We start from the raw sequence: 24728 nt of genomic DNA on the forward strand, positions 1-24728 counted from the left end.
TAAATTCAAGCATTACTCAGAATAATCGGGGAAAATCTGCCTAATGCTAGATTGATATTAACTGGAAATTAATTTTTATGTTTTTGAGTCAGTGACACAACTTGATTAGATAAGTAATTTTACTATTAAAAAGTTATCATAAAGCACTAGTATATATAGATTCTAGTGTAAACTTAAGATTTTCTCCAGATGATTTGATAGAATATCTAAAAATTGTCTGCATCAAATTCTACGTCTACGCCAAATATAGCAGTTAACAGGGGGAGTAATGACAAGTGACAGTATGAAAAGTCTTTTGGTGTCTAGGTTTGATCATCTGTTTGTCTGCTAACTACCAAGGTGGTTGCAATAACAAGATAAAATTTAGCCAGCATAATTCACTCATGCTAAATATGCACATGACAAGTCCTTAATTTTTTAATGATTATGACACAATGGATTGTACCAATTGTATTTATTCTGACTGGATTACTGGGTGGCATAATTGGTGAAAAATTTATTTTCCAGAAACTGAAAGAATTTGTTGCTTATCAAAAAATTCCTGGAAGTGAAATTATATTTCAATCATTGCACAGAATGACCTTTATTTGGTTTATAGTTGCTGGCTTTTTTTCAGCAATTATCAGTTCTCCTCTTAAACCAGATATCGTTTATATCCTGCAAAAAATTCTCACTATCATCTTATTGTATTCAGTAACGTTAGTCTTAGCGAGATTGACTGCTGGTTTTGTCAACTTATTTATTTGTCGCACTGAAGGAGTTTCTACATCACTAATTTCTAACGTAGCTAAAGTTGCAGTTTTAATTTTGGGAACATTAATTTTATTGCAGACAGTAGGCATTCAAATTACACCCATAATTACAACTTTAGGAGTTGGTGGTTTAGCGGTTGGTTTGGCGCTACAAGATACTTTGGCTAATTTATTTTCTGGTTTTTACCTAATTATTTCTAAGCAAGTCAGAACTGGAGATTATGTAAAATTAGATGATGGTAATCAAGGATATGTTACTGATATTACATGGCGGAATACGACAATCAAAGAAATTTCTAATAATGTGATCATTGTTCCTAATTCTAAGCTGGCTTCGGCAATTTTTACTAATTATCATTTACCAGCGAAAGAAATCACTTTAACAATGAATGTGGGTGTTAGTTATGATAGCGATTTAGAACTGGTGGAAAGAGTGACTGTCGAAGTTGCTAAAGAAGTGATGGCAGAAATTGCCCCGGAATTAGTTGAAAATCAGCCATATATGAGATTTCATACTTTTAACGATTTTAGTATTGATTTTACTCTTTATATGCGTGTTAGTGAATTCTTTGATCAACGAATTGGGAAACATTTATTTGTCAAAAAGTTACACAAACGTTATCAAAAAGAAGGAATTGAAATTCCTTTTCCTATCAGAGATATTTATATGTCAGAAAAAGGTTGATATCACAACGCTGTTCTAATTGCTTTGGTAGTTGCTATCCCCATAGGGATCAAGGCTCAAAAATTCAACACCTTTGCTATCATGTATTTGCATGAGATCACAATCATGTTTATGGCTTTATTTCTGAACCCGTTCCATTTTATTTCAAAGTTGTTTTGATGGTGTATTTTGAGTCAAAATCTGCTACTTCACCAGCACTGACCATCGCCCTATATAGTAAAGCGCAAACTTCTACTCTGGTAGCAACTTTTTTACCATTCAACAATTTTATATTTGGATAGTTGACAACTACACCATTTTCTGTGATTGCAGCGATGAGATCACGGTGTTCACCTCTGATACTAGAAGCATCGTTGTAAATTGAGAGGATTTTGTTTACGGAACCGGTAGGTTGATAATTCAATCCTTTTGCTAATGTGATGAGAACATCTAGGCGAGTCAGCTTTTGTGTGGGGTTGAAGTATTTGCTGCCCAGGGTGGTGAAAAAGCCCATTTCATAAGTTTCGCGGATGGCATCATAAGCCCAATGTCGCCTGGGAATATCTCGAAAAGCGATCGCAGGACGGACTTTACTTTTGATAAAGACTTGTTGTAATAGTTTAGCAAATTCAGCACGAGTCACAGGTGCGTTAGGACGAAAAGAACCATCTGGGAAACCGCCGATAATTTCCATTGCTGCTAATTCAGCAATATAATCTTTAGCCCAGTAGTCTTTGGAGATATCAGAAAATGATGTTTGGATACCTTTAGCTACTCCTACTTGGCGATACTTACTCAACAACTGGCTGAGTTCAAAGTTGGACTTGGGCTTAATTTCATTCAACTGTACCAAACTGCCAGGTGCAACTGTTAAGGCTTTGGCTAAGTTAGAACTAAAGGTGCTAATTGACTTCCCAACTAAAGCGAAATCACCTTCGCTAAATGATGCTGGATAAACACTAGTTGATGCAACTTTGGAAAAGCCAGCGGCTTGGTACTGAGTAATATTGATATCTTCTGAACTTTTCAGGAAATTAACTTTTTGGTTAGTAACTTGGGTAAAGTAGTCGTAGGCGGTGGTGTCATTGTCAACAATGCTATCTTCATTTTCATCAACACCATAAAAGGCGCGAACTACTTGATACTCTGTGGGATTGGCAGATAAAATTAAGTTGACTGCGGTGTGATCGGGTAAACACGCAAATTCTGTGTAGCCAATAAAGCGGTTTTTGGTATCATACAATCTAACGACAATGCGATCGCCTAATTTAAATCCCTTCACAAACTTGGCTTGCTGTTTGATTTTGTATCTATAATCTCCTAAAAACCTTTCTTGATAATATTTCTCGCCATGTTTACCTTTCATAGAAACACGGGCTATTACTTCCGAAAAGTTACCACCTGGTTGCCAAATAGCTAGAGTAAACCCTGATTTTTCTCTTTTTACAGAACTCTCAGTTTCCTGTTTGCTACTGTCTGTTTCCACTTGTTCAGCACTGCTTTTTTCTGACAAAAGCTGTTCAGTGGAATTACTTGGTTTTAATGGGATTGTGGTCGATATACTCGGTGCTGCCAAGGTAGAAGATATAGGCAGCAAAACTATTGATGTAATAACAAGTTTATGCCAATAAGTTAGACTACTTATATTCATAGTATACCATCTTCCATTGTATTAAATGACCTAGAATGTTAAGTAGGCGATAAAGTTTTTCAACTAATTAACTTTTCAATGCCAATGAAACTTATCCTCAGTGTGGATGAACACTTATAATTAGGGAACCGCGCGGAAATTCTTGAATTACCTGTAATAAAGCGAACTTGATCTTACAGATGATAAGTTGCATAACATTTAACCAAAAATTTTGTCCATCATGCTCGGAGGTCTAAGAAGATTACTATAAAAAAACAATTCTTTAGGAATCTTAACTAATGACGATCACAACCCAGCAGTCACCAAAATTAGAAAAACAGGTTTGGATTTGGCGAGATTACAAAATTCAGTACACTGTCATGGGTGCAGGACGGCCGCTGCTGCTAATTCACGGCTTTGGGGCTTCTATTGGTCACTGGCGCAAAAATATCCCGGTTTTAGCAGATGCTGGTTATCGGGTTTTTGCTGTGGATTTATTAGGTTTTGGTGGTTCTGATAAAGCAGCCATAAATTATAGCATGGAAGTCTGGGCAGAATTATTAAAAGATTTCTGGAATGCACATATTCAAGAACCAACTGTATTCATAGGAAATTCCATTGGCGCACTTTTGAGTTTAATGGTGATCACAGAATACCCGGAAATTGCCGCTGGGGGTGTGTTAATTAACTGCGCGGGAGGTTTGAGTCACCGCCCCCATGAATTGAACCCAGTCCTACGAGTTGTGATGGGGGCTTTTCACAAGTTGGTAGCTAACCCAATAACTGGTAAATTCGTCTTTAACCGCATTCGCCAAAAATCACAGATTCGTCGCACATTGTATCAAGTTTATGGCGATCGCCATGCCGTAACAGATGAACTTGTTGATTTACTTTATACTCCATCCTGTGACCCAGGCGCACAGCAAGTTTTCGCTGCTATCCTCACCGCACCCCCAGGTCCTTCCCCAGAAGAGCTATTGCCTAAGTTAGAATGGCCTTTACTAGTAATTTGGGGTGCAAATGATCCCTGGACACCAATTACAGGGGCTAAAATTTACGAAGAGGCAGGTGAAAATGGCAAAGACATTAAAATTTTGACTATTACCGGTGCCGGTCATTGTCCCCATGATGAAGTTCCAGGTGTTGTCAATGCTCAGATTGTTGATTGGTTAGGGCAAAAGAGTTGAAGAATAAGTACAAATGTAGCTTTAATATGAGTTAGTTGATGTCAGAGCATCTTTGCGTCTTGGTGCAGGTAGGGTAAAACACAAAAACAATCTGGAATTGGTAATAAGTAACAGGTAATTGGTAATTAGAGAAAAAGATTACCCATTACCTGATTTCTGTCTCAACTTGGGATGATATTTTTTTCAATTTTTAGATTGACAATATTTCCCTAATGTGAGTTATATGATGGAGTTTGATCTAAGTCATGAACATGAAGAAACAATTTCCCATAATCACCATCCAGATTTTTCCGCAGAAGGCTATCAAGTGATTAGCGAATTAGGACGTAACTTAGCAGGAGGACGCATTACATATTTAGCAAAAGAATTTAATTCCCACACAAAAGTAGTAATTAAACAATTCTGTTCTGCAAATACGACCGCTGACTGGTCAGGAGTAAAAGCGTATGAACAGGAAATTGAACTTTTGCAAAAATGCCATCACCCTCGCATTCCTTGTTATGTAGATTCTTTTGAAAAGCCAGGTTTTTTCTACCTAGTCCAAGAATATAAAAATGCACCATCATTAGGTTTGAAACGCTGCTTTTATCCTCAAGAAATAAAGCAAATTGCTTTGTCGATTTTAGAGATTTTAGTTTATCTACAACAGCAAGTCCCTGCTATTATTCATCGGGATATAAAACCTGATAATATTTTGGTAGATACAGAATTAAATGCTTATTTAGTCGATTTTGGGTTAGCAAGGTTACAAGATGCAAAAATAGATTTCAGTACTTTGGTTGCAGGTACTCCCGGTTTTATGCCTCCTGAAGAACAATGTGGTCATGAGTTAACAGCAGCTTCAGATTTATATAGTTTAGGTGCAACCCTAATTTGCTTATTCACAAATACTCGTTCTGTGGATATCGATAAATTAATTGATCATAAGTATCGCTGGAATTTTCAGAAATTACTGCCCTATATCAGTCCGCACTTTCTGTTATGGTTAAAGAAAATGGTGGAACCTAATAGCAAGCATCGTTATACTAATGCTGCGGATGCTTTACAAGCACTTAAGCCCGTTCGTGTCATTGGTTCTGGGACAAAGATAGATTATTTATTCGCAGCCATCTACCAGAAAAAAAATATAGTTATGTTGGGATTGGTAACTATAGCAATATTAGCTGTGCTGGGAACAACTTTGAGAGTTTCTCAACCTAGTAGTGTTACCAATTCAATAGAAATACAAAATTTTCTCAATGCAGATGAAGCAACTAACAGTAAGTAGTTGGACGAAATTAAGCTCTTACTCTCTGCGCCTCTGCGTGACATACAGCAGATTTTAGATCAATGAGGTACAAGATTTAAGAACAAGAGCAGATAAAAAGAGAGTTTCCACCCTGTTAAGAGTTCCCTACCCCAACCAAAAATTTATCAATCAAATCGAATCGCTAGATGTGAGAAGTATAGTTCTAGCATAACCTGAGCAAAGATAGTATTATTAAGAACTGTTTCACTGTGCCACATTCCTTCAGCCTGTCAATATGTCAGAAAACCTAGCAACATCTTTAAACGGTAGTCTTCCATACCCAAACAACAGCCAGAATACTATTCGCATTCGGGGTGCTAGGCAGCATAATCTGAAAAATATTGATTTGGAGTTGCCACGCGATCGCTTGATTGTCTTTACTGGCGTTTCTGGTTCGGGTAAATCTTCTTTGGCGTTTGATACCATTTTCGCGGAAGGACAGCGGCGTTATGTGGAATCTCTCAGCGCCTATGCCAGGCAATTTTTGGGTCAGTTGGATAAACCGGATGTGGAAGCAATTGAAGGTTTAAGTCCGGCAATTTCCATTGACCAAAAATCAACTTCCCATAATCCTCGTTCTACTGTGGGGACGGTGACGGAAATTTATGATTATCTGCGATTGTTGTTTGGTCGGGCTGGTGAACCTCATTGTCCGCTGTGCGATCGCTGTATTGCTCCCCAAACCATTGACCAAATGTGTGATCGGATTATGGAATTGAGCGATCGCACCCGGTTCCAAATTCTCGCTCCTGTTGTCCGGGGTAAAAAGGGGACTCACCGCAAACTCATATCCAGTTTAGCAGCCCAAGGATTTGTAAGGCTGAGGGTAAATGGAGAGGTGCGAGAGCTATCAGATTCCATCGAGTTGGATAAAAATATCACACATACTATAGAACTGGTTATTGACCGTTTAGTTAAAAAAGCTGGAATACAAGAGCGTTTAGTCGATTCTCTTTCTACCTGTCTTAAGCAATCTCACGGAATTGCTATAATTGAAGTATTAAAAGACACATCTGATAACTTAGCGCTGGAGCGGTCTGATAGTAAGTATATAGTAACTGGGGCAGAAAATCAAGGTATTTCAGAACAAGAATCACCTGTAGAAATGGTGTTTTCAGAAAACTTTGCTTGTCCAGAACATGGTGCAGTAATGGAAGAATTATCACCACGTTTATTTTCTTTTAATTCACCTTATGGTGCTTGTCCCCACTGTCATGGTATCGGCACCTTAAAAAGGTTTTCCCACGAATTGGTCGTACCTAACCCCGATTCACCCATGTATGCGGCAATTGCCCCTTGGTCAGAAAAGGAAAACTCCTACTATTTGGAGTTGCTTTATAGTCTGGGACAGACTTATGGGTTTGAATTGCAGACACAATGGGGTAAATTGACACCGGAACAGCAAAAAATTGTTTTGTACGGGGAAGATGATCACAAAAACCCAGAAGGGAAAAAGCAGAATTTTAAAGGTGTCATTCCCATTTTGCAACGGCAATATGAAGGCGGAACCGAGTTAGTTAAACAGAAGTTGGAAGAATATTTAATTGACCAACCTTGTGAAGTTTGTGGAGGGAAAAGATTAAAACCGGAAGCCTTAGCTGTGAAGTTGGGACAATATGGAATTTTAGATTTAACTAGCGTATCAATTCGAGAATGTCGGGAAAGGGTAGAAAATTTAGAATTGAGTTCGCGCCAAACCCAAATTGCTGATTTAGTTCTCAGAGAAGTTAAAGCCAGATTACAATTTTTATTAGATGTCGGCTTAGATTATCTCACTTTAGATCGTCCCGCTATGACATTATCCGGTGGGGAAGCTCAACGCATTCGTCTAGCGACACAAATCGGTTCAGGACTAACAGGAGTTCTTTATGTTTTAGATGAACCCAGCATTGGTTTACATCAAAGAGATAACGGACGCTTACTGAAAACTTTAACCAAATTACGCGATTTAGGAAATACCTTAATAGTCGTTGAACATGACGAAGAAACTATTCGCGCTGCTAACTACATAGTTGATATCGGTCCCGGTGCCGGAATTCACGGGGGAAATATTATTTCTCAAGGAAGTTTAGAGAATTTATTAAATGCTGAAGCTTCTTTGACCGGTGCTTACCTATCAGGTAGAAGAGTTATTCACACTCCAGCAGAACGAAGAGAAGGAAACGGACGGACTTTAACTATTAGAAATGCTCGTCGCAACAACTTACAAAATATTGATGTCGAAATTCCCTTGGGGAAACTTGTCTCTGTCACTGGTGTTTCTGGTTCGGGAAAATCTACCTTAATTAACGAATTACTTTATCCAGCTTTACAACATCATTTACTCAAAAAAGCGCCTTTACCTAAAGATATCGATGAAATTAAGGGTTTAAATTCCGTTGATAAAGCCATCGTTATCGACCAATCACCTATTGGGAGAACTCCCCGTTCTAACCCCGCAACTTACACAGGGGTTTTCGATATTATCCGCGATGTCTTCTCCCAAACCATCGAAGCCAAAACCAGAGGTTATAAACCCGGACAATTTTCTTTCAACGTTAAAGGTGGACGTTGCGAAGCTTGTAGCGGACAAGGTGTGAATGTCATTGAAATGAACTTTCTTCCTGACGTTTACGTCCAATGTGAAATTTGTAAAGGTGCGAGATATAACCGGGAAACCTTACAAGTTAAATATAAGGATAAATCAATTTCTGATGTTCTCAACATGACGGTTGAAGAAGCATTAGATTTTTGTCAAAACATTCCCAAAGCAGTAACTAGATTACAAACTTTAGTTGATGTTGGTTTAGGTTATGTACAGTTAGGACAACCAGCCACAACATTATCTGGTGGAGAAGCCCAACGAGTGAAATTAGCAACAGAATTATCTCGACGTGCCACAGGGAAAACACTTTATTTAATAGATGAACCGACCACAGGTTTATCTTTTTATGATGTCCACAAATTATTAGATGTTTTACAAAGATTGGTGGATAAAGGAAATTCGATTTTAGTAATTGAACATAATTTAGATGTGATTCGTTGTTCTGACTGGGTAATAGATTTGGGACCAGAAGGTGGCGATAAAGGAGGAGAAATAATCGCAGTAGGAACGCCAGAAGAAGTGGCGAAGAATCAGCGGTCTTATACTGGGCAGTATTTGCAGGAAGTGTTGAAACAATATCCACCATCTAAATTCTGAATCTAGCAGTTCCCATGCTCGTGAGGTACAAAGTTTTTGAGTTTTAGGAAACAGGGAATAAATTGATGTGTACGTCATTAGAATTGGAAAAGCTATAGCAGGTGACTCTTAACAGGTGACAGGTGACAGTGCTAAAACTCTTTTGGTGTCTAAGTTTTAGCATTGGCAGATGTCCTAACCGCCTTGTCTGTTGCTATACATACCATTTTCTAATCTCATGACTTACAAAATTTAAGAACAAAGCCATATAAAAAAAAGAGTTTCAACCTTGTTCCTTGCTTTCAGAGGGAACAGGAAGCAACTCTTAACAGAAAAAACTCATGTTTAAAAACATGAGATTGAAATAATGACACTGTTTTTTTCGTGTCACTCTCCTTGTAAAAACATCCTTTTTTTTGACTGAGCTTTAAACTCTTAAACTTTAGTTTTTTATTTGTTCACTGTTCCCTGTTCCCTGTTCCCTGTTCCCTTCTTTTGTAAGTACCCACAGCAACACAATAAAGGGCAGCATGGTGTTTTCCATCAATACCTAAAATGCTATTCAAACTCATGTCATGAAATCCACCTATACAAAGACTGCCTAGTTCTAATTGCCCAGCCATTAGACATATATTTTCTGCTTGATGACCAGATTCCAACAGCGCAAAACGATAACCACGCGCACCATATTTACACATTGAACGCATGAAAACAGATGTGAATATAAATAAAGCATTTGCATTCACAAAATAATCTTGCTGTAACAAAGGTTCTACAAAATCCGCCAGAACAGCATCACTGACCCAATGTAGCCCATGACCGCGAGGTTCATAGTGATATAATCCGTCAGCTAGACTTTCTACAGCTTGAGTAGATACGAACATCTCAATGGGATAAAGTCCTCCTGCGGATGGGGAATTGCGACCTTCATAAAATTGATTATCTACTTGACGCAAACCATTAATTCCACATCCGGCATCAAGTAATTGAGCTAATGAGATCAGCGGCATAATTGTATTTTCAAAAGATCGCACAGAAGAACGTCGTGCCAAAATTTCTCTGAGCGGGTTATCTTGTGGTGCTTTTGGTAGTTCCAGAAAAGCAGCATCCGGCATATACCGCAGTTCAGTAGCCAGAACACGTTTAACATAACTTTTAGGAACTGGAGAATTTAAATGATATAAAAGAGCTAACTCTAGTGGTTCATTGGCTTTATACATGGCGCTAATTTCCTCGTTTTAAGCCATAGGATGGGGGCAGGGATTTAGGTCAGCTTTGGTACGTCGGCCACCATAACCCAACCGTTCTGGAACCTCGAACAAACGCCTCAACCCCAGAGGTTCTTGTCCATATCCAAAATAGATAGGGACTAGTTCACTAGCCAAAGTTCGCACTACTTGAAAACCAAGGGACGCGATATCAGGAGTTGTAATCTCCACTAAATAGGGTTCAGCACCAACCGAATGTAATCTAGCAATTACTGATTGCAATTTATCTACTTCAGACTCACACTTATAAGTTGGTAAATCTTCGACTTTTACACATTGGTCATGGTTAAATAAGAAATCCAATTCCCCAAGTCGAGCAGTTGAATAGAAAAAAGCATTGTGATCCTCTAAATCTTTAACATCACTATATTGATGGAGATTAGTCCCAGCGCCCTTAGCCATACTTTCTATGTCACCAAAGCGGGCTTGACAAACTTCAAATATCGCCTTATGAACAGCCGTTGCTCCATCAAGATGGCATCCCAAACCAGTAGCAACAGCTGGACTTTTGCCCGAATGATCTATTAACATAGCCATGACAACTGGGACTTGAATATCAGTAGTGAAATCGAAGGTAACTAACTCAATGCCAAATCTGGAGTAATGGCGGGCAATTTCTGTTTCAATTCCTGGTCGGTGGTCAAAATAAATCCGCCGAGCCGGTAGACGATTTAACCAGGTAATGATGAAAGCATCACGCTCAATTAATTCACAGAAGCCACGGTAAGCAGCAAATTCTAGAGAAGGTCCACTAGCCATGCCATTAGTAGTGACAGGTAAAATATGATCTCCTGGTTGATTACCCTCCCAGTCCAAATAAACCAAAAATGCAGGGACTAAAACCTGTTGGTTGCTGGCTAAAGCCAGGGCATTAATCCACGAAGTCTGCGTTGCTGAATCGAAAGCTGGAAAAGGGAAATTTTGGTCAGAATATTGTTGATCAGAAAAGGAAGAAAAAACTGAAGTAGGGACGGCACAATTGCCCAATTCTTCATAACTACTAACAATCAGTTGCCGATCATCTACAATACCGCCGCAATATCTCTCTATCGCTTCGCCAATAGCCCCAAAAATTGCTTGTTCATCAGTCATGCCCCTACCGACACCGTAGCGTAAATCATCCTGCTGTTTGCGAAGGTGGAAATTTGCTAATTCGGCTTGCCACAAAACCGGGAAATCGAACTCTGTATAAGGTTTGGTAAATCTATCTATGGCTCGGATAATTCCAGTATGGGGGCTAACTAAATCACGCCAGCGAGGACTAGCAATCGCTGTATTCACTTTGTTCGCTCCTATCATAAACAGTGCTGAGTTTTGACTTTTTACACTGTCACCTGTCACCTGTTTCCTGTCACCTGTTTTTGTGAACAATGCGGACAACCTGGTTTTTTCAGAACAACGTTATGAGTCAGCTTTGTTCCCAGCAAGTCTAGATGCAGTAATTTCCCATCAGTCGCAATTGACAAACCCAGCATCATCTTCAATGCATCCAACGCTAGGTAACTACCCACCAACATCTGTCCTATGGGCAAATTTTCGCGCAGCCGTGGTTGTGAACGGCGTTCTCGGTTGAGAAACTGCTCAATTGCCAATTCAGCCTCTGGCAGCTTAGAACAGGCCATAGACCGCATCCGATAGCATAGATAGCAAGGTCCATCTTGGGAAAAAACCAGCGGACCAACAGTTCCCTCCACACCAGCAGCCCCACCGGGTAGCAATGGGCGTTGCATCTTCAGACATAGTCTGTTGAGGCGATAAGCTAGATTTACGGATACGGCATCGGTAGCAACAATCACGAGGTTAACATCATCAAGCAAAGCATTGATTGTTTCGTCGTCAGTTAAAGCATCTGTGAAAATTTCAGTTTGGGTGACTCCACCAATGGACTCAATCTGTCGCCCTGCTTCTACACTCCGAAAGGCACCGCTTGACATCATCAGGGAATCTGACGAAATTGTGTAGGCATCATCGCACAAACGCAGAAAACCAATACCAGCAGTAGCCAAATTGATTGCTGTTATTAGTCCTGAACCTCCCAGTCCAAAAACAGCAATCCTGGCGTTAGCTAAGTGTTTTTGAACATCCTTTTGGTCAAAACCTAGTTCATGATAAAGGCTGATTTGAGGAAGTAAATAAGCACGACGATCTAAATCAATTTTCTCCTCCATTAACTCTTCTACTAAGCGATTTTCCATCAAAAACTCTAAACATTGGTTTAGTGAAGAATCGGTTAACTTTTCGCCAACCGCAGCCCGGATTTCTTCTATTGTTCGGAAACCATCTAGTAATGGTAAAACAATGCTTTCTACATCATGCAATGCTTGACCCTTTACTGTCAGCGTTCGCCGTGTTGTATTGAAAATCATACTTTCTTCGCCATTGCAATTTGATGGCATCACGTTAATGACAACGTGTTCTAGTAGACGTAGTCGCTTACTATCATTTAATTTCATAGACTTTATTTCAGGGAATAAATGGAAATTAAGAAAAATTAAAAACCCTGTTTTTGCTCACAAAAAAGATTTTCAAAACAGGGTTTTTATTGGTCTTTCCAGCCAGATTTTTGGCTCTAAACTCAAAAAACTCGATTTCTAGAATTACCGAATGGCTGTTTTATCTCTAGGTTTAGTTAGTATCCAAATCCCAGTTCATCAGTGTCCTCCAACACACCTGATACTGTTCCATCGCTGCCAAATCTTCCACAGCCACCGCATCCACCGCAGGGTCTTCCACAGCCACCGCAGGGTCTCCCACAGCCACCGCAAGGTCTTCCACAGCCACCGCAAGGTCTTCCACAGCCACCGCAAGGTCTCCCACAGCCACCGCAATTAGCAAACCATCTTTGGGTGGTTGTAGATTCAAACATTCCTGATGTTGATAATTTTTCTAAAGCTGCTATTTCTTCATCAGATAACAGCAGTTGTTCTAGTTTGTCTGCTTTGTCAACTAAGCGCAGATCAATTGTTTGTTGAGGTAGGGTTTTTTCTGCAAGCATTGTCAATTACTCCTGTTAACTTCAATTTAATAACCTGGTTGTGAAACAAAATATCCAACTTACTTTCTGAACAGTGCCGGCAACTCCCAGATAGTATTTCTATTCTCTGAAACCTTGTGGCTGAGAATTTTTTTACCTTGGTTAGCATCAACCAACAATTATGTCTTTTTTTGCTGATCTAACTCTTACAAGAATATCTGTTTCTGTATGTTTTACTTCTTTCTTAAGTAGTATAGTTTTTGCTATTGATAGCAGCAAATATAATTTACTTTATTGTATGAATTATGCAGGAAGTCGTAAAAATAAACAGTAATTTGGCGCTTAAACTAGATTTTTAATGGTGCTGACAGTTGCTTAGGAATCGTGTTTCTCTTTCTTTATAGTTACTACTTTAGTGAAGTAGTAATACTCCCTTACTATTGAGGAGATTATCTAAAAAACTAGATTGAGATTTCATGATCCTTTAATTATAGAGTTTATATCGACTCTAGGCTGTTTTGATATACGTGAAAATTCTGTAGGGCAGAGATTTTAATATTTTTCATATATTCATCCCTAAGAAGTGGAGATAAAAGTTTATCAAAAGTAAAGTATTAGTGATAGATAGCAGAATTGGCAAAAATCAAGTTATTTGAAATCTGAGAATTATCTAATACAGCATCAAAAATAAGGTTTAGTTAATGAGCGATTTACAAGTTTGGTTTGAAGATTACACTAGAGCTTTATTTCGCTCTTTGCCCTTGTTATGGACAGCAGCACCTAGGGAAATGTTGTTTCTGGTTGCTGTGACTTTGTTGCAGGGGTTTCTTCCCGGCATAAGTGTTTGGATTACTAAACTAGTAGTAGATACCGTAGCAACAGCTTTGACATCTGGTAGAGAATTAGGGGATTCCATTCTGTGGCCTTTGGTAGCAGGATGGGTGGGAGCTTTGCTATTGGAAACACTTCTGTATCCTTGGATATTCGCACTTCAAGGAAATCTTAATGACAAGTTAACGGCTCACATTAGTCTATTGTTAATGCATAAAGCTGATACTTTTTCAGACCTGAGCCGTTTTGAAGATTCTAGCTTCTATGATGAGCTACAACTTCTCCAAGAACAAGTTAGCTATAAGCCATTGAATTTACTGGAGAATTTAGTTGAATTAAGTCGATCTTTGGTGACTTTGATTGTCATAGTTGTGCTACTAGTTCCCCTAGCTATTTGGATACCACTAGTAATTGCGATCGCAACCATACCCCAGATAGTAGTTTCTTCACAATATGGCAGAACTATTTGGTTAACTCTATTTGAGAAGAGTCCTCAAGCTCGGAGAATGCAGTACTACACTTCGGTAATGCTCACTGACACCTATGCCAAAGAAATCAGGTTGTTTCAGCTAGGTTCGTTTTTTATGGAGCGTTATCTACAAGCATTTCAGTCTTTACATGAATCTATGCGTCATCTGCGGAGTAAACAAGCATTTTGGTCATCTAGCCTAGCTGTTCTCAGTACTTTAGGTAATGGTTTTGCTTTTTATTGGGTGGTAAAGAAGGCTTTCAAAGGAGAGTTCAGCCCAGGTAGCGTACTTCTTTTCGTACAGTCATTAACCTACTTTCAAAATAATCTAGAAAGATTTGTTAGTCATTGGCTGGATCTATTTGAAAATGTTCTTTATATGCAGCAATTTTTCAATTTTCTGGATAGCCCCACCCCAATGCCACTCAGCATACCAGGAAAGAAAATCCCCACTCCAATTCTTGAGGGTATTACTTTTGAGAAAGTTGATTTTTCTTATCCAGATGGTCGATTAGCTCTCCAGGATATTTCTTTTACTCTTTACCCAGGGCAAACTGTAGCTATAGTAGGGGAAAATGGCGCTGGTAAAACTACTTTAGTTAAGCTTTTGACTAGGTTATACGATCCCACCACAGGACGTATTATCGTCGATGGTATAGACCTCAGAAATTTGAATTTAGAGCAGTGGCGGCAGCAAATTGCTGGAGTGTTTCAAGACTTTGGTCACTATGCCCTCACCCTAGGGGAAAATATCGCTTTAGGAAACCTCGCTGCTTTAGAGCGTCCAGAAATTCTCCGATACGCAGTTGAAAAAGCCGATATTGTCAAACTAGTTGATGATTTCCCCTCAAGGGAAGATACACCGCTAGGTAAGCAGTTTGGCGGCACAGAACTTTCTGGAGGTCAGTGGCAAAAGTTAGCTCTGGCTCGCGCTTTTGTCCGCCAAGAAGCCCAACTACTACTTCTGGATGAGCCTACCGCAGCACTTGACCCCCGCAGCGAGTATGATCTCTATTTTCGCTTTATTGAGTTGGCTGAGGGCAAAACTACCATCCTCATTACCCATAGATTGGCTTCAGTGCGAATGGCTGATAGAATTTTAGTCCTCAAAGATGGTCACTTAATTGAGGACGGTACTCACCAGGAACTTTTACAGCGTGGAGGCGAATATACGTCCCTGTGGAATATGCAGGCTCAACAGTACGGCATTGCAGATCCAGGAATTTGAGTAGCATTTGATATCATACTGGGATTATTGCTGCTCAAAAAACTCTCTTTATCAGCCTTAATTATCTTGAGATTATTTCTTTACAAAAGAAGGGAACAGGGAACAGGGAACAGGGAACAGGGAACAGGGAACAGGGAACAGGGAACAAATAAAAAACTAAAGTTTAAGAGTTTAAAGCTCAGTCAAAAAAAAGGATGTTTTTACAAGATGCGTACCACGAAAAAAACAGTGTCATTATTTCAATCTCATGTTTTTAAACATGAGTTTTTTCTGTTAAGAGTTGCTTCCTGTTCCCTATGAATTTCACATTTTTTCTCCCTGCTGCCAAAACTGCTTGAAAATCTCTCCTGGTTCTCTATCCCAAGTATCAATATGCTCATAAATCAACTCTTCCCCATTCAATTTATAAGTCGAATACCCATTAAAAAATAACCGCGCTTGCCAAGGAACCCGCAAAATCCCCCGCACAGTCCACTGAGCTAAAATTGTATCTTCCGCCGACTGAGATACATCATGTAAATCAAAAGCAATTTCTGTAAAAAATAGCTTGGCATGGAACCGCAAAGTCCAAAAAATAATCCGATAATTAAACTTACCTTGAAATTTATTTACCGGGTCACGGAAAAAGATATCCTCTGTATAGATGTTGTAGGAAATATCTTTTGCAAATAATGTCGGTAAATCCTGTTTAAGCGTTGCAATTATCCGTTCGATTTGTAATTTCACCACTGATTTCAAACCTTAAAAATGTTGTTCATAGTGTTGCTATTCTCTGTAAAAGAGAACAAGATTGCCCATAACTCACACCAACATGATTAAAAGATATGGGAAAAGTTATCAAGTTTCTTTAAAATATCATTTCTGGCAACAAGGAAGCTGGGAAATCAACGCTTCTTCTCAGATACAGGGTTGGTTTAGACGTGGTAATTAAGTTATTATGCTCACAGAATAAATCATCAACCCACGTTATACTCTGACTTTTTGCTAGTAGAAAATACTCATTTACTATTAAGGCTCAAGTATGCTGTGTAAACCAACTTAAAAATATTTAACACTAAATTTAATAGAAGCAATTTACCTAAAAACAAGAAGTAGATGTAGCTCAGACTTAAGCCCAATCATAGTTTTAGCCTTAATAGCCAGTTTGGGAAACATCACATCTAACTTGTGAGGTAAATCAGCATTCTTTAGCAATTTAGTGAGATAATAAAGTTGTGAGGGAAAGAACGGATGCTACTCCATACCAGAAGGGGAATAAAATTATGAAACGCCAGCTACTAGCAGTTATAGCCTTAGTCGCTCCCCTATTTTTAGCTAACTCAGTCCAAGCTGGGAATACGCAAGATATACAGAAGCTATTGTCAACTAGGGAATGCATTAAGTGCAATCTATCAGGAGTTAACCTCAGTGGCGCTCATTTAATCGGTGCAGATTTACGAGGTGCAAATCTCCAAGGAGCTAACTTAACAGATGCTAACCTTGAAGGTGCTGACCTTACTGGTGCAAATTTGGCAGGTGCTAATTTAACATCAGCTTTTGTCACAAATGTGAATTTGAAGCAAGCTAATCTCAATGGTGCAAACCTCACCGCTGCCACTATTAATGATTCCAATGTGTATCAAGCATCAATGAATAATTTAACCATCACTGGTGCTGAAATATATAATACTGGTATCGGTATTGGTGGAGAAGATGGTCAAATTCCTGACTGGGATTAACAGTTATCAGTAATATATGCTTGATAAGCGTTCACTGATTAAAAACGCAATCATATTTTTCAGGTTTTGCTTGCTGGCAATTATGATATTGCTGCGAGAATAAAGCAATCATCACCACTAAGAAAACCTCTGCTTGATAGTTATACAAGCGGAGGTTTTTTAATATCAATTGTGATCAAGATTAGGTCAGAGATGCAAATTACCCATAACCTCAAATCACCAGATTCTAAGTTAATGCCTCAGCAATAACTTCTGAAAGTAACTTATTAGCAGCTTTCTTCAATAAATCCACCTTGTCAGTACGTTCCCAAGGTAAATCTAAATCACTACGTCCCAAGTGACCGTAAGCTGCGATGTCCTGATAAAAACGTCCGCCTCTTTCACTGGGTAGGTTGCGTAAATTGAAAGTATGGATAATTCCGGCTGGACGTAGTTCAAAGTACTCTGTAACTAATTCCAACAAAATGTCATCATCCACTTTACCTGTACCAAAGGTATCCACAAAAATGCTGACTGGTCTTGCTACACCAATGGCATAACTTAACTGCACTTCACATTTTTCTGCTAACCCCGCAGCCACAATATTTTTTGCTGCATAACGAGCAGCATACGCAGCTGAACGGTCTACCTTCGTGGGGTCTTTACCGGAAAAAGCACCACCACCATGTCGTGAATAACCACCGTAGGTATCGACAATGATTTTTCGTCCAGTCAGACCAGAATCACCTTGAGGTCCACCTATGACAAATTTACCTGTAGGGTTAACGAGAAAACGTGTATCCTGATCTGGCTTAACGTCAATATCACCAAACACAGGTTCCACTACTGCTGACCACAGGTCTTCTTTAATCTTGGCTTGTACCCCTGCCTCATCCGTAATATCCCCAATATTAGGTGTATGCTGGGTAGAAATCAAGATTGTATCAATACCTACGGGTTTTCCATCTTCATAGACTACGGTAACTTGGGTTTTTCCGTCAGGACGCAGGTATGATAAATCTCCTGTTTTTCTTACTGCTGCCAATCTCCGGGCAATGCGGTGAGCTAAACTAATCGGTAAGGGCATCAATTCTGGTGTTTCATTGCAAGCAAAACCAAACATGATTCCTTGATCACCAGCACCGATTTTATCAAATAGTTCTTCACTATCTTGAGCGCGGGTTTCTTGAGCCGTATTTACACCTTGAGCAATATCAGGAGACTGTTCATCTAAAGCTACCAATACACTGGCGCTATTAGCAGAAAAGCCGTTAACTGCATCAGTGTAGCCAATTTCCGCAATCTTCTTCCGGGCTAAATTGACAAAATTGACATTGGCTTTAGTGGTAATTTCTCCAGTAATTAGTACTAAGCCCGTATTAACAACTACTTCAGCCGCAACTCGGCTACTGGGATCTTGTGTCAATAAAGCATCCAGAATAGTATCGGAAATTTGATCACAGATTTTATCTGGATGTCCTTCGGTGACTGACTCGGAGGTAAATAAATAGCGTCGAGACAAAGGAAATTCCTCCTTGACTAATTTTGCTCACGGACTAAGGAAAGAGTATTTAGTCCAGCGACTAATTTATGAAATAATAACAATATTTACACATTTACTGATAAAACTTCGCTGTTCGTCTGCAAACCCAATATGTTTTGCTTAACTAGATTTGTTGGTTACACAAAAAAAGGGGTACACCTATAGATGCTCCCCTTTTGTATTCACAAACACAGCTTGCTTTAGACTTGAACTGCTAACTTTGCTTCTTTAGCTGTCAATCGCTCATAAGCAGCACGCATTTTTAAACCTGTTAGCACTTGGAACAAACCAGTACCGTTGTTGGAACCGGGATATTCACGGTGTTGAAGTAACAAGTGAGTCATTTCACCTTGGTATGTGGTAGATGTATTACTCAAATGAGTTTCGATGTAAATTACTTCTTCTAAATTGTCAAACTGACCGTCTACTTCTAATACAGAGACGTAACGTCCGTAGTAAACATCAGAACCGTAGTATAGTTGCATTCCAGGGTAAGAACAGGTCAGTTTGCGTCCGCAGGGAGTCCATTGAATGGTTGAACCTTCATCAAAGAGGTAAGTTGGCTCAAAACCTTCCTTCCCTTCCCGTTGCAGCATCCGGACTCGTAAAACCTTGCGCTCTGTATCGTTTTTAATCAAGTTGGTGGGTAACACTTGCAGAACCACATCAGCAAATTCTCTTTGTGGTTCGATAAACTTTTCAAAGTCTGGTTTACGAGAGTTAATTTGTGCTAGAACATCTTCGTAGCGATGGCCTCGTTCTGCCATGTCGCGTTGAATCTTCCAGGCAATTTTCACTTCATCGCTAATATCAAAATAAACGCTGAAGTCGAGCAGCGATCGCACCCGTTCATCATATAAAGGATGCAACCCTTCAACTACTATAATGTGATTAGGCTCAATTCGTTCGGCTGGATCGATCATGCCGGTTTCGTGGTTGTAAATCGGCTTATCAATCGCTTGACCTTCTTTGAGAGCTTTAATTTGCTCATACATGAGATCAAAATTGTTTGCCCTGGGGTCAAGTGCAGTTATCCCCGTTTCTTTACGTTGTTTACGATCTAGGCAGTGATAGTCATCTAAACAGATAACTGTCATGAAATTTTCGCCAAACAAATCGATTAACCGACGCAAAAACGTAGATTTACCGCACCCGGAGTCTCCTGCTACTCCTATCAGTACCACGCGTTCCGGCTTACTTGTCATAAATCTCCTCTAAATACTAAAAAAGATGTGTCAATCAATATTTTTTTCACACAGCAGATTTTTGAATCCAGGAGTTTACCCCAATGGTATGATCCTGCGTTCTTGCTATCCAGCACGAAAATAGCATACCAGAGTAGTAAGCAACACAGTTATCTTTGTTACTTGTTAAACTATCCTGACATCTTCGCTGGTAAGTATTTAATCCTAGTGATATATTAGATTTTAACAGAAAGATGCATTTTGTAACAAGATTTGCTGCCAGGAATATTATTTTAGTGTACCAAATCAAATTGCTGGCTTTTTAAGTTAGTTGTGGTTCATGATTCAGATATAGCTAACTTTGTAAATAAGTAATTGTACTTAAAACATAAAAATCATTCAGAGGGAACTCTTAACAGGCAACTCTTAACAGAAAAAACTCATGTTTAAAAACATGAGATTGAAATAATGACACTGTTTTTTTCGTGTCACTCTCCTTGTAAAAACATCCTTTTTTTTGACTGAGCTTTAAACTCTTAAACTTTAGTTTTTTACCTGCCCCCTGCCCCCTGTTCCCTGTTCCCTTCTTTTGTAACATCTCTACCTTTTGGGGTGTGAACAGCTACTTTTTTGACCACACCCAAGTACTACTTTTGCTGAAATCAACATACGGATAGAGGTTGACATATTTTTCACATCACGTAAAACTTGTTATATTGGTTGGTCATCATATCTGTGGTTGCAGTGAACTAACTTCCCAAAAGAAGTATATAGTTCCCGAAAAAAAGATTAAATTGATTCACTATTAACATTCTGTCAAAGACTTATCCTCTACTTTAGAAGGTGAACAGGTGTGTTCTTTACCATACCTATATGTCTTGACCGAGTGTACTTAGCAAGGCATCATTGTCATGATGCCGTTTTCCCAGACGGCCAGTCTTGTGCAACAAAAATCCGGTAAACTAAAGCTGGCATAGGATGGGAATGATCTTTTTTTGATAAACGGTTAAGTAAATATCGGAGTGGTAGAACGAATGTACAATCAAGGTGCTGTTGAGGGTGCTGCCAATATAGAATCAGGTAGCCGCGTCTTCGTTTACGAAGTGGTTGGTTTGCGTCAGAACGAAGAGACTGATCAAACGGACTACCCAATTCGTAAAAGTGGCAGTGTGTTCATCAGAGTGCCTTACAACCGCATGAATCAAGAAATGCGACGGATCACTCGGCTAGGCGGCAAGATTGTTAGTATTCACCCCATAACAGTTCTAGAACCAGTTAATGGTAAGGCTGCTGTGGAAATTACTAACAACGAAGTAAGCGAGTTAGTCACGCCAGTGAATGCTAACAGTGAGGAAAATGGTAAAGCCACACCTGTGAATACTAGTAGTGAAGTCAAAGGCTTCGCTAAATCACCTGCTAAGGAAAAAAAAGGCAATACCATGACTCAAGGGAAAGCCAAACACGCTGATGTTCCTGTAAACACTTACCGTCCTAACGCTCCGTTTGTTGGTAAGTGTATCTCCAATGAACCGTTAGTTAAAAAAGACGGTATTGGTATTGTTCAGCACCTGAAGTTTGACCTTTCTACTGGTAACTTAAAGTATATTGAAGGTCAAAGTATCGGTATTATTCCCCCAGGTGTTGACAAAAACGGTAAGCCTGAAAAACTCAGACTTTACTCGATTGCTTCAACTCGTCATGGCGATGATGTAGATGATAAGACAATATCGCTGTGTGTTCGCCAATTAGAATACAAACACCCAGAAAGTGGAGAAACAGTCTATGGTGTTTGCTCTACTTATCTTACTCAGCTTAAACCTGGTGATGATGTAAAAATCACAGGGCCAGTGGGTAAAGAAATGCTATTACCCGAAGATCCTGAAGCTAATGTCATCATGTTAGCAACAGGAACAGGTATCGCTCCGATGCGGGCTTATCTGTGGCGGATGTTTAAGGATAATGAAAAAGCAGCTAACCCAGAATACCAATTCAAAGGATTCTCTTGGTTGTTATTTGGAGTACCCACAACTCCCAACGTTCTTTACAAGGAAGAACTGGAAGAAATGCAACAAAAATATCCAGATAACTTCCGCCTCACCTATGCTATCAGCCGGGAACAAAAAAACCCAGAAGGTGGCAGAATGTACATCCAAGACCGTGTAGCAGAACACGCTGATGAACTGTGGCAATTGATTAAAAATGAAAAAACCCACACTTACATCTGCGGTTTGCGCGGTATGGAAGATGGCATTGATGCAGCTTTGACTACTGCTGCTGCTAAGGAAGGTGTGACTTGGAGTAGTTACCAGAAGGATCTCAAAAAAGCACACCGCTGGCACGTAGAAACATACTAAGTGGTGAGTGCCGAGTGCTGAGTTTTGAGTTCTCAGTTCTAAATGAGTAGGGTGGGCAGTGCCTACCCTACAATTGTTTTATATAAATGGTTGAGTTGAGGAAAGAGTTCTCGGTTCTGGGTAGGTAAAGTTGTTAAATACTTGTAAATACTCAGCACTCAGCACTCAGCACTCCGTACTTAAAGATGAATTGGGTGCAAAATCTGTGGGTGTAAAACTAGGAATATTAGGTTTAGGGACTGTGGGAACAGGGACTGTACAACTGTTGCAAGATACAGCAGGTCGTCACCCACTGTTAAAAGAGATAGAAATATATCGGGTGGGAGTGCGATCGCTCGATCAACCCCGCCAAGTAGAATTGTCTACAGGAGTATTAACAACTGATTTAGAAGCAATTGTTAATGATCCAGACATAGATATAATTGTTGAAGTTATGGGGGGACTGGAACCAGCCAGAACACTTATCCTCACCGCTATTAAAAATGGTAAGCACGTAGTTACAGCTAATAAAGCAGCAATATCTAGGTTTGGGGCAGAAATATTTACCGCAGCCAATCAAGCTGGGGTATACGTAATGCTAGAAGCTGCTGTTGGTGGTGGTATACCCGTAATTCAACCCCTCAAGCAGTCTTTAAGTGTTAACCGCATTCATGCCATTACTGGTATTGTTAACGGCACAACTAACTACATCCTCACACGGATGCAAACAGAGGGTAGCGACTTCAATGATGTTTTAGCTGATGCTCAACGTCTAGGTTATGCTGAAGCTGACCCTACCGCTGATGTTGATGGCTTAGATGCAGCAGATAAAATTGCGATTTTGGCATCTTTAGGCTTCGATGGCCGGATTAACTTACAAGATATATATTGTGAAGGGATTCGCCAAGTTAGCAAAACAGATATTACCTATGCTGCAAAATTGGGATTTGTGATTAAATTGTTAGCAATTGCCAAACATCAAACTAGGGATAACTCTCAGCTATCAGTTAGAGTTCATCCTACCCTAGTGCCGCAAACCCATCCTTTAGCTAGTGTTAACGGTGTTTATAATGCCATTCTCGTTGAAGGAGAACCCATTGGCCAGGTGATGTTGTTTGGCCCCGGTGCCGGTGCCGGTGCTACGGCTAGTGCTGTCTGTTCTGATATCTTACATCTTGTTGCTACTCTGCAAACTGATACTCCCAAATCAAATCCTCTGTTAGCTTGTAGACATGAGAATTACTTGGAAATTACGCCAATTTCTGAACTTGTAACTCGATTTTATGCTCGATTCTTAACAAAAGACCAACCAAGTGTAATCGGTAAATTAGGTACTTGCTTTGGTAAATATGGCGTAAGCTTAGAGTCTGTTGTCCAAACTGGCTTTCAAGCAGAACTAGCAGAAATTGTGGTTGTCACCCACTATGTTTCAGAGGGAGACTTTAGACAAGCGTTAGCTGAAATTCAAACCCTGGAAGCAATAGATAGTATTCCTAGCATCTTACGGGTGCTGTAAATATGCGTTATCTACAACCTTTGTAGAGACGTTCCATGGAACGTCTCTACAATTTTTTTTACTCCTGTATCTCTTGGTTAAGATTCTGAAGTGTCTTGGCCAACAACTTGTGATTTGAGAGTTGTAATTTCACTAGTTAACTCTTGCCGAGTTGAAGCTTTGAGTAAATAGCGATAAATAAACCAGACAGAATAACCAATACCAATCAACTCAAAGGTAGGAGCTACCAAAGGAATATCATTGAGAGAATCTAGAACAGCCAAGAGTACTTTAACGGTAACAATTGTTGTAATTATTAACCCAACAGTAACTACAGGCTGCTTATATTGATTAAAAAATTTACCCACATAGTCAGGTAATGTGCCTAAAAATCCAGAAACTTGTTGTCCATATTTCATCCATTGCTCTTGAGACTGTACAGGAGGTTGAAGTTTGGTAATACTTCCTGGTTGGCTATTGATATCTGGGACTGTGGTTTCTTTTGGTTTGGTTTCTGTGTATTCTGGTTCTTGCATTTTCACTTCCATAATTTTGACAGTCGAGTCGAGTTTTTTTATCCGCACAATTCCAACCATCAGGTTGTTGAGTAGATAATTGATCCTTGCATCAGCATGATTGGGTTGAAGTTACAAAGGGGTTTGAGTGTCCCATAACCATAATTGCCACATTACCTCTACTGCATCAACTACAGGGTAGAAAGTCAGTATGAGGATAGAAGTCAAAAGGCAACAGGAGATATTCGCATCAGTTTCCTAAGTTCTGTTTTGTAAATTAACTGGAATTCTCAGGTTGTGATGATCCTGTCCTATGTAATTTCCTCATCGAAGCACAAATCATGCAAAAATCAGTCTACCTCTCACTCATACAAGTGTAAACGCTGATTTTATCTGATATTAAAGCTATCTTCAGCCGCATTCGTCAATTAACTTATTCATATTGATACTAATATGTAACAATTTGATTGTCTGTTCACAAAGACTAGACATAAATATAATTTTATGGTA

At 39.5% G+C, this 24728-nt stretch carries 17 protein-coding genes; 8 read left to right on the forward strand and 9 right to left on the reverse strand.

Features of this window, described 5'->3' with window-relative positions; all coding sequences use genetic code 11:
* Positions 1–426 precede the first annotated feature (426 nt).
* Positions 427–1437 (forward strand): mechanosensitive ion channel family protein, encoded by a 1011-nt coding sequence (locus ANA7108_RS0113150; protein WP_026104163.1) that lies wholly within the window; start codon positions 427–429, stop codon positions 1435–1437.
* A gap of 139 nt (positions 1438–1576) precedes the next feature.
* Here the strand turns inward: ANA7108_RS0113150 and ANA7108_RS0113155 are convergent, their stop codons facing one another.
* Positions 1577–3067, reverse strand: coding sequence for an S-layer homology domain-containing protein (locus ANA7108_RS0113155; protein ID WP_016951263.1), 1491 nt, complete (start codon positions 3065–3067; stop codon positions 1577–1579).
* Between the two features lie 278 nt (positions 3068–3345).
* Here ANA7108_RS0113155 and ANA7108_RS0113160 point away from each other — a divergent pair, with 278 nt between their 5' ends.
* The 3 genes from ANA7108_RS0113160 (at position 3346) to uvrA (ending at position 8702) form a co-directional block, all read left to right on the forward strand.
* Positions 3346–4233, forward strand: coding sequence for an alpha/beta fold hydrolase (locus ANA7108_RS0113160; protein WP_016951264.1), 888 nt, complete (start codon positions 3346–3348; stop codon positions 4231–4233).
* A gap of 226 nt (positions 4234–4459) precedes the next feature.
* A complete protein-coding gene (locus tag ANA7108_RS0113165) occupies positions 4460–5500 on the forward strand; it encodes a serine/threonine-protein kinase (protein WP_016951265.1) in 1041 nt (346 codons plus the stop codon).
* Positions 5501–5756: 256 nt separating this feature from the next.
* Positions 5757–8702, forward strand: coding sequence for an excinuclease ABC subunit UvrA (uvrA, locus tag ANA7108_RS0113170; protein WP_016951266.1), 2946 nt, complete (start codon positions 5757–5759; stop codon positions 8700–8702).
* 437 nt (positions 8703–9139) lie between these two features.
* On the opposite strand, the gene ANA7108_RS0113175 is transcribed toward uvrA, so the two are convergent.
* The 4 genes from ANA7108_RS0113175 to ANA7108_RS30940 all read right to left on the reverse strand — a co-directional run bounded on the left by ANA7108_RS0113175 (position 9140) and on the right by ANA7108_RS30940 (position 12811).
* Positions 9140–9901, reverse strand: coding sequence for a SagB/ThcOx family dehydrogenase (locus ANA7108_RS0113175; protein ID WP_016951267.1), 762 nt, complete (start codon positions 9899–9901; stop codon positions 9140–9142).
* A gap of 18 nt (positions 9902–9919) precedes the next feature.
* Positions 9920–11230: a YcaO-like family protein gene (locus tag ANA7108_RS0113180; RefSeq protein ID WP_026104165.1), complete on the reverse strand. Its 1311-nt coding sequence runs from the start codon at positions 11228–11230 to the stop codon at positions 9920–9922.
* Between the two features lie 56 nt (positions 11231–11286).
* The gene (locus ANA7108_RS0113185) at positions 11287–12402 is read right to left on the reverse strand and encodes a TOMM precursor leader peptide-binding protein (protein ID WP_016951269.1); all 1116 of its coding nucleotides are present in this window, start codon (positions 12400–12402) and stop codon (positions 11287–11289) included.
* Between the two features lie 172 nt (positions 12403–12574).
* Entirely contained in the window at positions 12575–12811 is a 237-nt protein-coding gene (locus ANA7108_RS30940; protein WP_237741514.1) for a hypothetical protein, read from the reverse strand.
* Between the two features lie 813 nt (positions 12812–13624).
* On the opposite strand from ANA7108_RS30940, the gene ANA7108_RS0113195 reads away from it, so the two are divergent.
* Positions 13625–15451, forward strand: a complete 1827-nt coding sequence (locus ANA7108_RS0113195; protein WP_016951271.1) for an ABC transporter ATP-binding protein — start codon at positions 13625–13627, stop codon at positions 15449–15451.
* 303 nt (positions 15452–15754) lie between these two features.
* Here ANA7108_RS0113195 and ANA7108_RS0113200 read toward each other — a convergent pair whose 3' ends face one another.
* Complete coding sequence (locus ANA7108_RS0113200; protein WP_016951272.1) at positions 15755–16177, reverse strand: DUF2358 domain-containing protein; 423 nt, start codon at positions 16175–16177, stop codon at positions 15755–15757.
* A gap of 536 nt (positions 16178–16713) precedes the next feature.
* On the opposite strand from ANA7108_RS0113200, the gene ANA7108_RS0113205 reads away from it, so the two are divergent.
* The gene (locus ANA7108_RS0113205; protein ID WP_016951273.1) at positions 16714–17169 is read left to right on the forward strand and encodes a pentapeptide repeat-containing protein; all 456 of its coding nucleotides are present in this window, start codon (positions 16714–16716) and stop codon (positions 17167–17169) included.
* Between the two features lie 226 nt (positions 17170–17395).
* Here the strand turns inward: ANA7108_RS0113205 and metK are convergent, their stop codons facing one another.
* Both metK and ANA7108_RS0113215 read right to left on the reverse strand, forming a co-directional pair.
* Positions 17396–18670: a methionine adenosyltransferase gene (gene metK, locus ANA7108_RS0113210; RefSeq protein ID WP_016951274.1), complete on the reverse strand. Its 1275-nt coding sequence runs from the start codon at positions 18668–18670 to the stop codon at positions 17396–17398.
* Positions 18671–18891: 221 nt separating this feature from the next.
* Complete coding sequence (locus ANA7108_RS0113215) at positions 18892–19896, reverse strand: phosphoribulokinase (RefSeq protein WP_016951275.1); 1005 nt, start codon at positions 19894–19896, stop codon at positions 18892–18894.
* 1013 nt (positions 19897–20909) lie between these two features.
* Here ANA7108_RS0113215 and petH point away from each other — a divergent pair.
* The gene (petH, locus tag ANA7108_RS0113225) at positions 20910–22229 is read left to right on the forward strand and encodes a ferredoxin--NADP reductase (protein WP_016951277.1); all 1320 of its coding nucleotides are present in this window, start codon (positions 20910–20912) and stop codon (positions 22227–22229) included.
* A 205-nt stretch (positions 22230–22434) separates the two neighbouring features.
* The gene (locus tag ANA7108_RS0113230; protein ID WP_026104167.1) at positions 22435–23724 is read left to right on the forward strand and encodes a homoserine dehydrogenase; all 1290 of its coding nucleotides are present in this window, start codon (positions 22435–22437) and stop codon (positions 23722–23724) included.
* 77 nt (positions 23725–23801) lie between these two features.
* On the opposite strand, the gene ANA7108_RS0113235 is transcribed toward ANA7108_RS0113230, so the two are convergent.
* Positions 23802–24239, reverse strand: coding sequence for a CAAD domain-containing protein (locus ANA7108_RS0113235; protein ID WP_026104168.1), 438 nt, complete (start codon positions 24237–24239; stop codon positions 23802–23804).
* Positions 24240–24728: the final 489 nt, after the last annotated feature.

It is taken from the genome of Anabaena sp. PCC 7108, assembly GCF_000332135.1.
Lineage (GTDB): Bacteria > Cyanobacteriota > Cyanobacteriia > Cyanobacteriales > Nostocaceae > Anabaena.

What these genes read in the sequence shown, in the direction of transcription:
- ANA7108_RS0113150 (WP_026104163.1), top strand. Translation starts at nt 427, where the DNA reads ATGACACAATGGATTGTACCAATTGTATTTATTCTGACTGGATTACTG.
- ANA7108_RS0113155 (WP_016951263.1), bottom strand. Translation starts at nt 3,067, where the DNA reads ATGAATATAAGTAGTCTAACTTATTGGCATAAACTTGTTATTACATCA.
- ANA7108_RS0113160 (WP_016951264.1), top strand. Translation starts at nt 3,346, where the DNA reads ATGACGATCACAACCCAGCAGTCACCAAAATTAGAAAAACAGGTTTGG.
- ANA7108_RS0113165 (WP_016951265.1), top strand. Translation starts at nt 4,460, where the DNA reads ATGGAGTTTGATCTAAGTCATGAACATGAAGAAACAATTTCCCATAAT.
- uvrA (WP_016951266.1), top strand. Translation starts at nt 5,757, where the DNA reads ATGTCAGAAAACCTAGCAACATCTTTAAACGGTAGTCTTCCATACCCA.
- ANA7108_RS0113175 (WP_016951267.1), bottom strand. Translation starts at nt 9,901, where the DNA reads ATGTATAAAGCCAATGAACCACTAGAGTTAGCTCTTTTATATCATTTA.
- ANA7108_RS0113185 (WP_016951269.1), bottom strand. Translation starts at nt 12,402, where the DNA reads ATGAAATTAAATGATAGTAAGCGACTACGTCTACTAGAACACGTTGTC.
- ANA7108_RS0113195 (WP_016951271.1), top strand. Translation starts at nt 13,625, where the DNA reads ATGAGCGATTTACAAGTTTGGTTTGAAGATTACACTAGAGCTTTATTT.
- ANA7108_RS0113205 (WP_016951273.1), top strand. Translation starts at nt 16,714, where the DNA reads ATGAAACGCCAGCTACTAGCAGTTATAGCCTTAGTCGCTCCCCTATTT.
- ANA7108_RS0113215 (WP_016951275.1), bottom strand. Translation starts at nt 19,896, where the DNA reads ATGACAAGTAAGCCGGAACGCGTGGTACTGATAGGAGTAGCAGGAGAC.
- petH (WP_016951277.1), top strand. Translation starts at nt 20,910, where the DNA reads ATGTACAATCAAGGTGCTGTTGAGGGTGCTGCCAATATAGAATCAGGT.
- ANA7108_RS0113235 (WP_026104168.1), bottom strand. Translation starts at nt 24,239, where the DNA reads ATGCAAGAACCAGAATACACAGAAACCAAACCAAAAGAAACCACAGTC.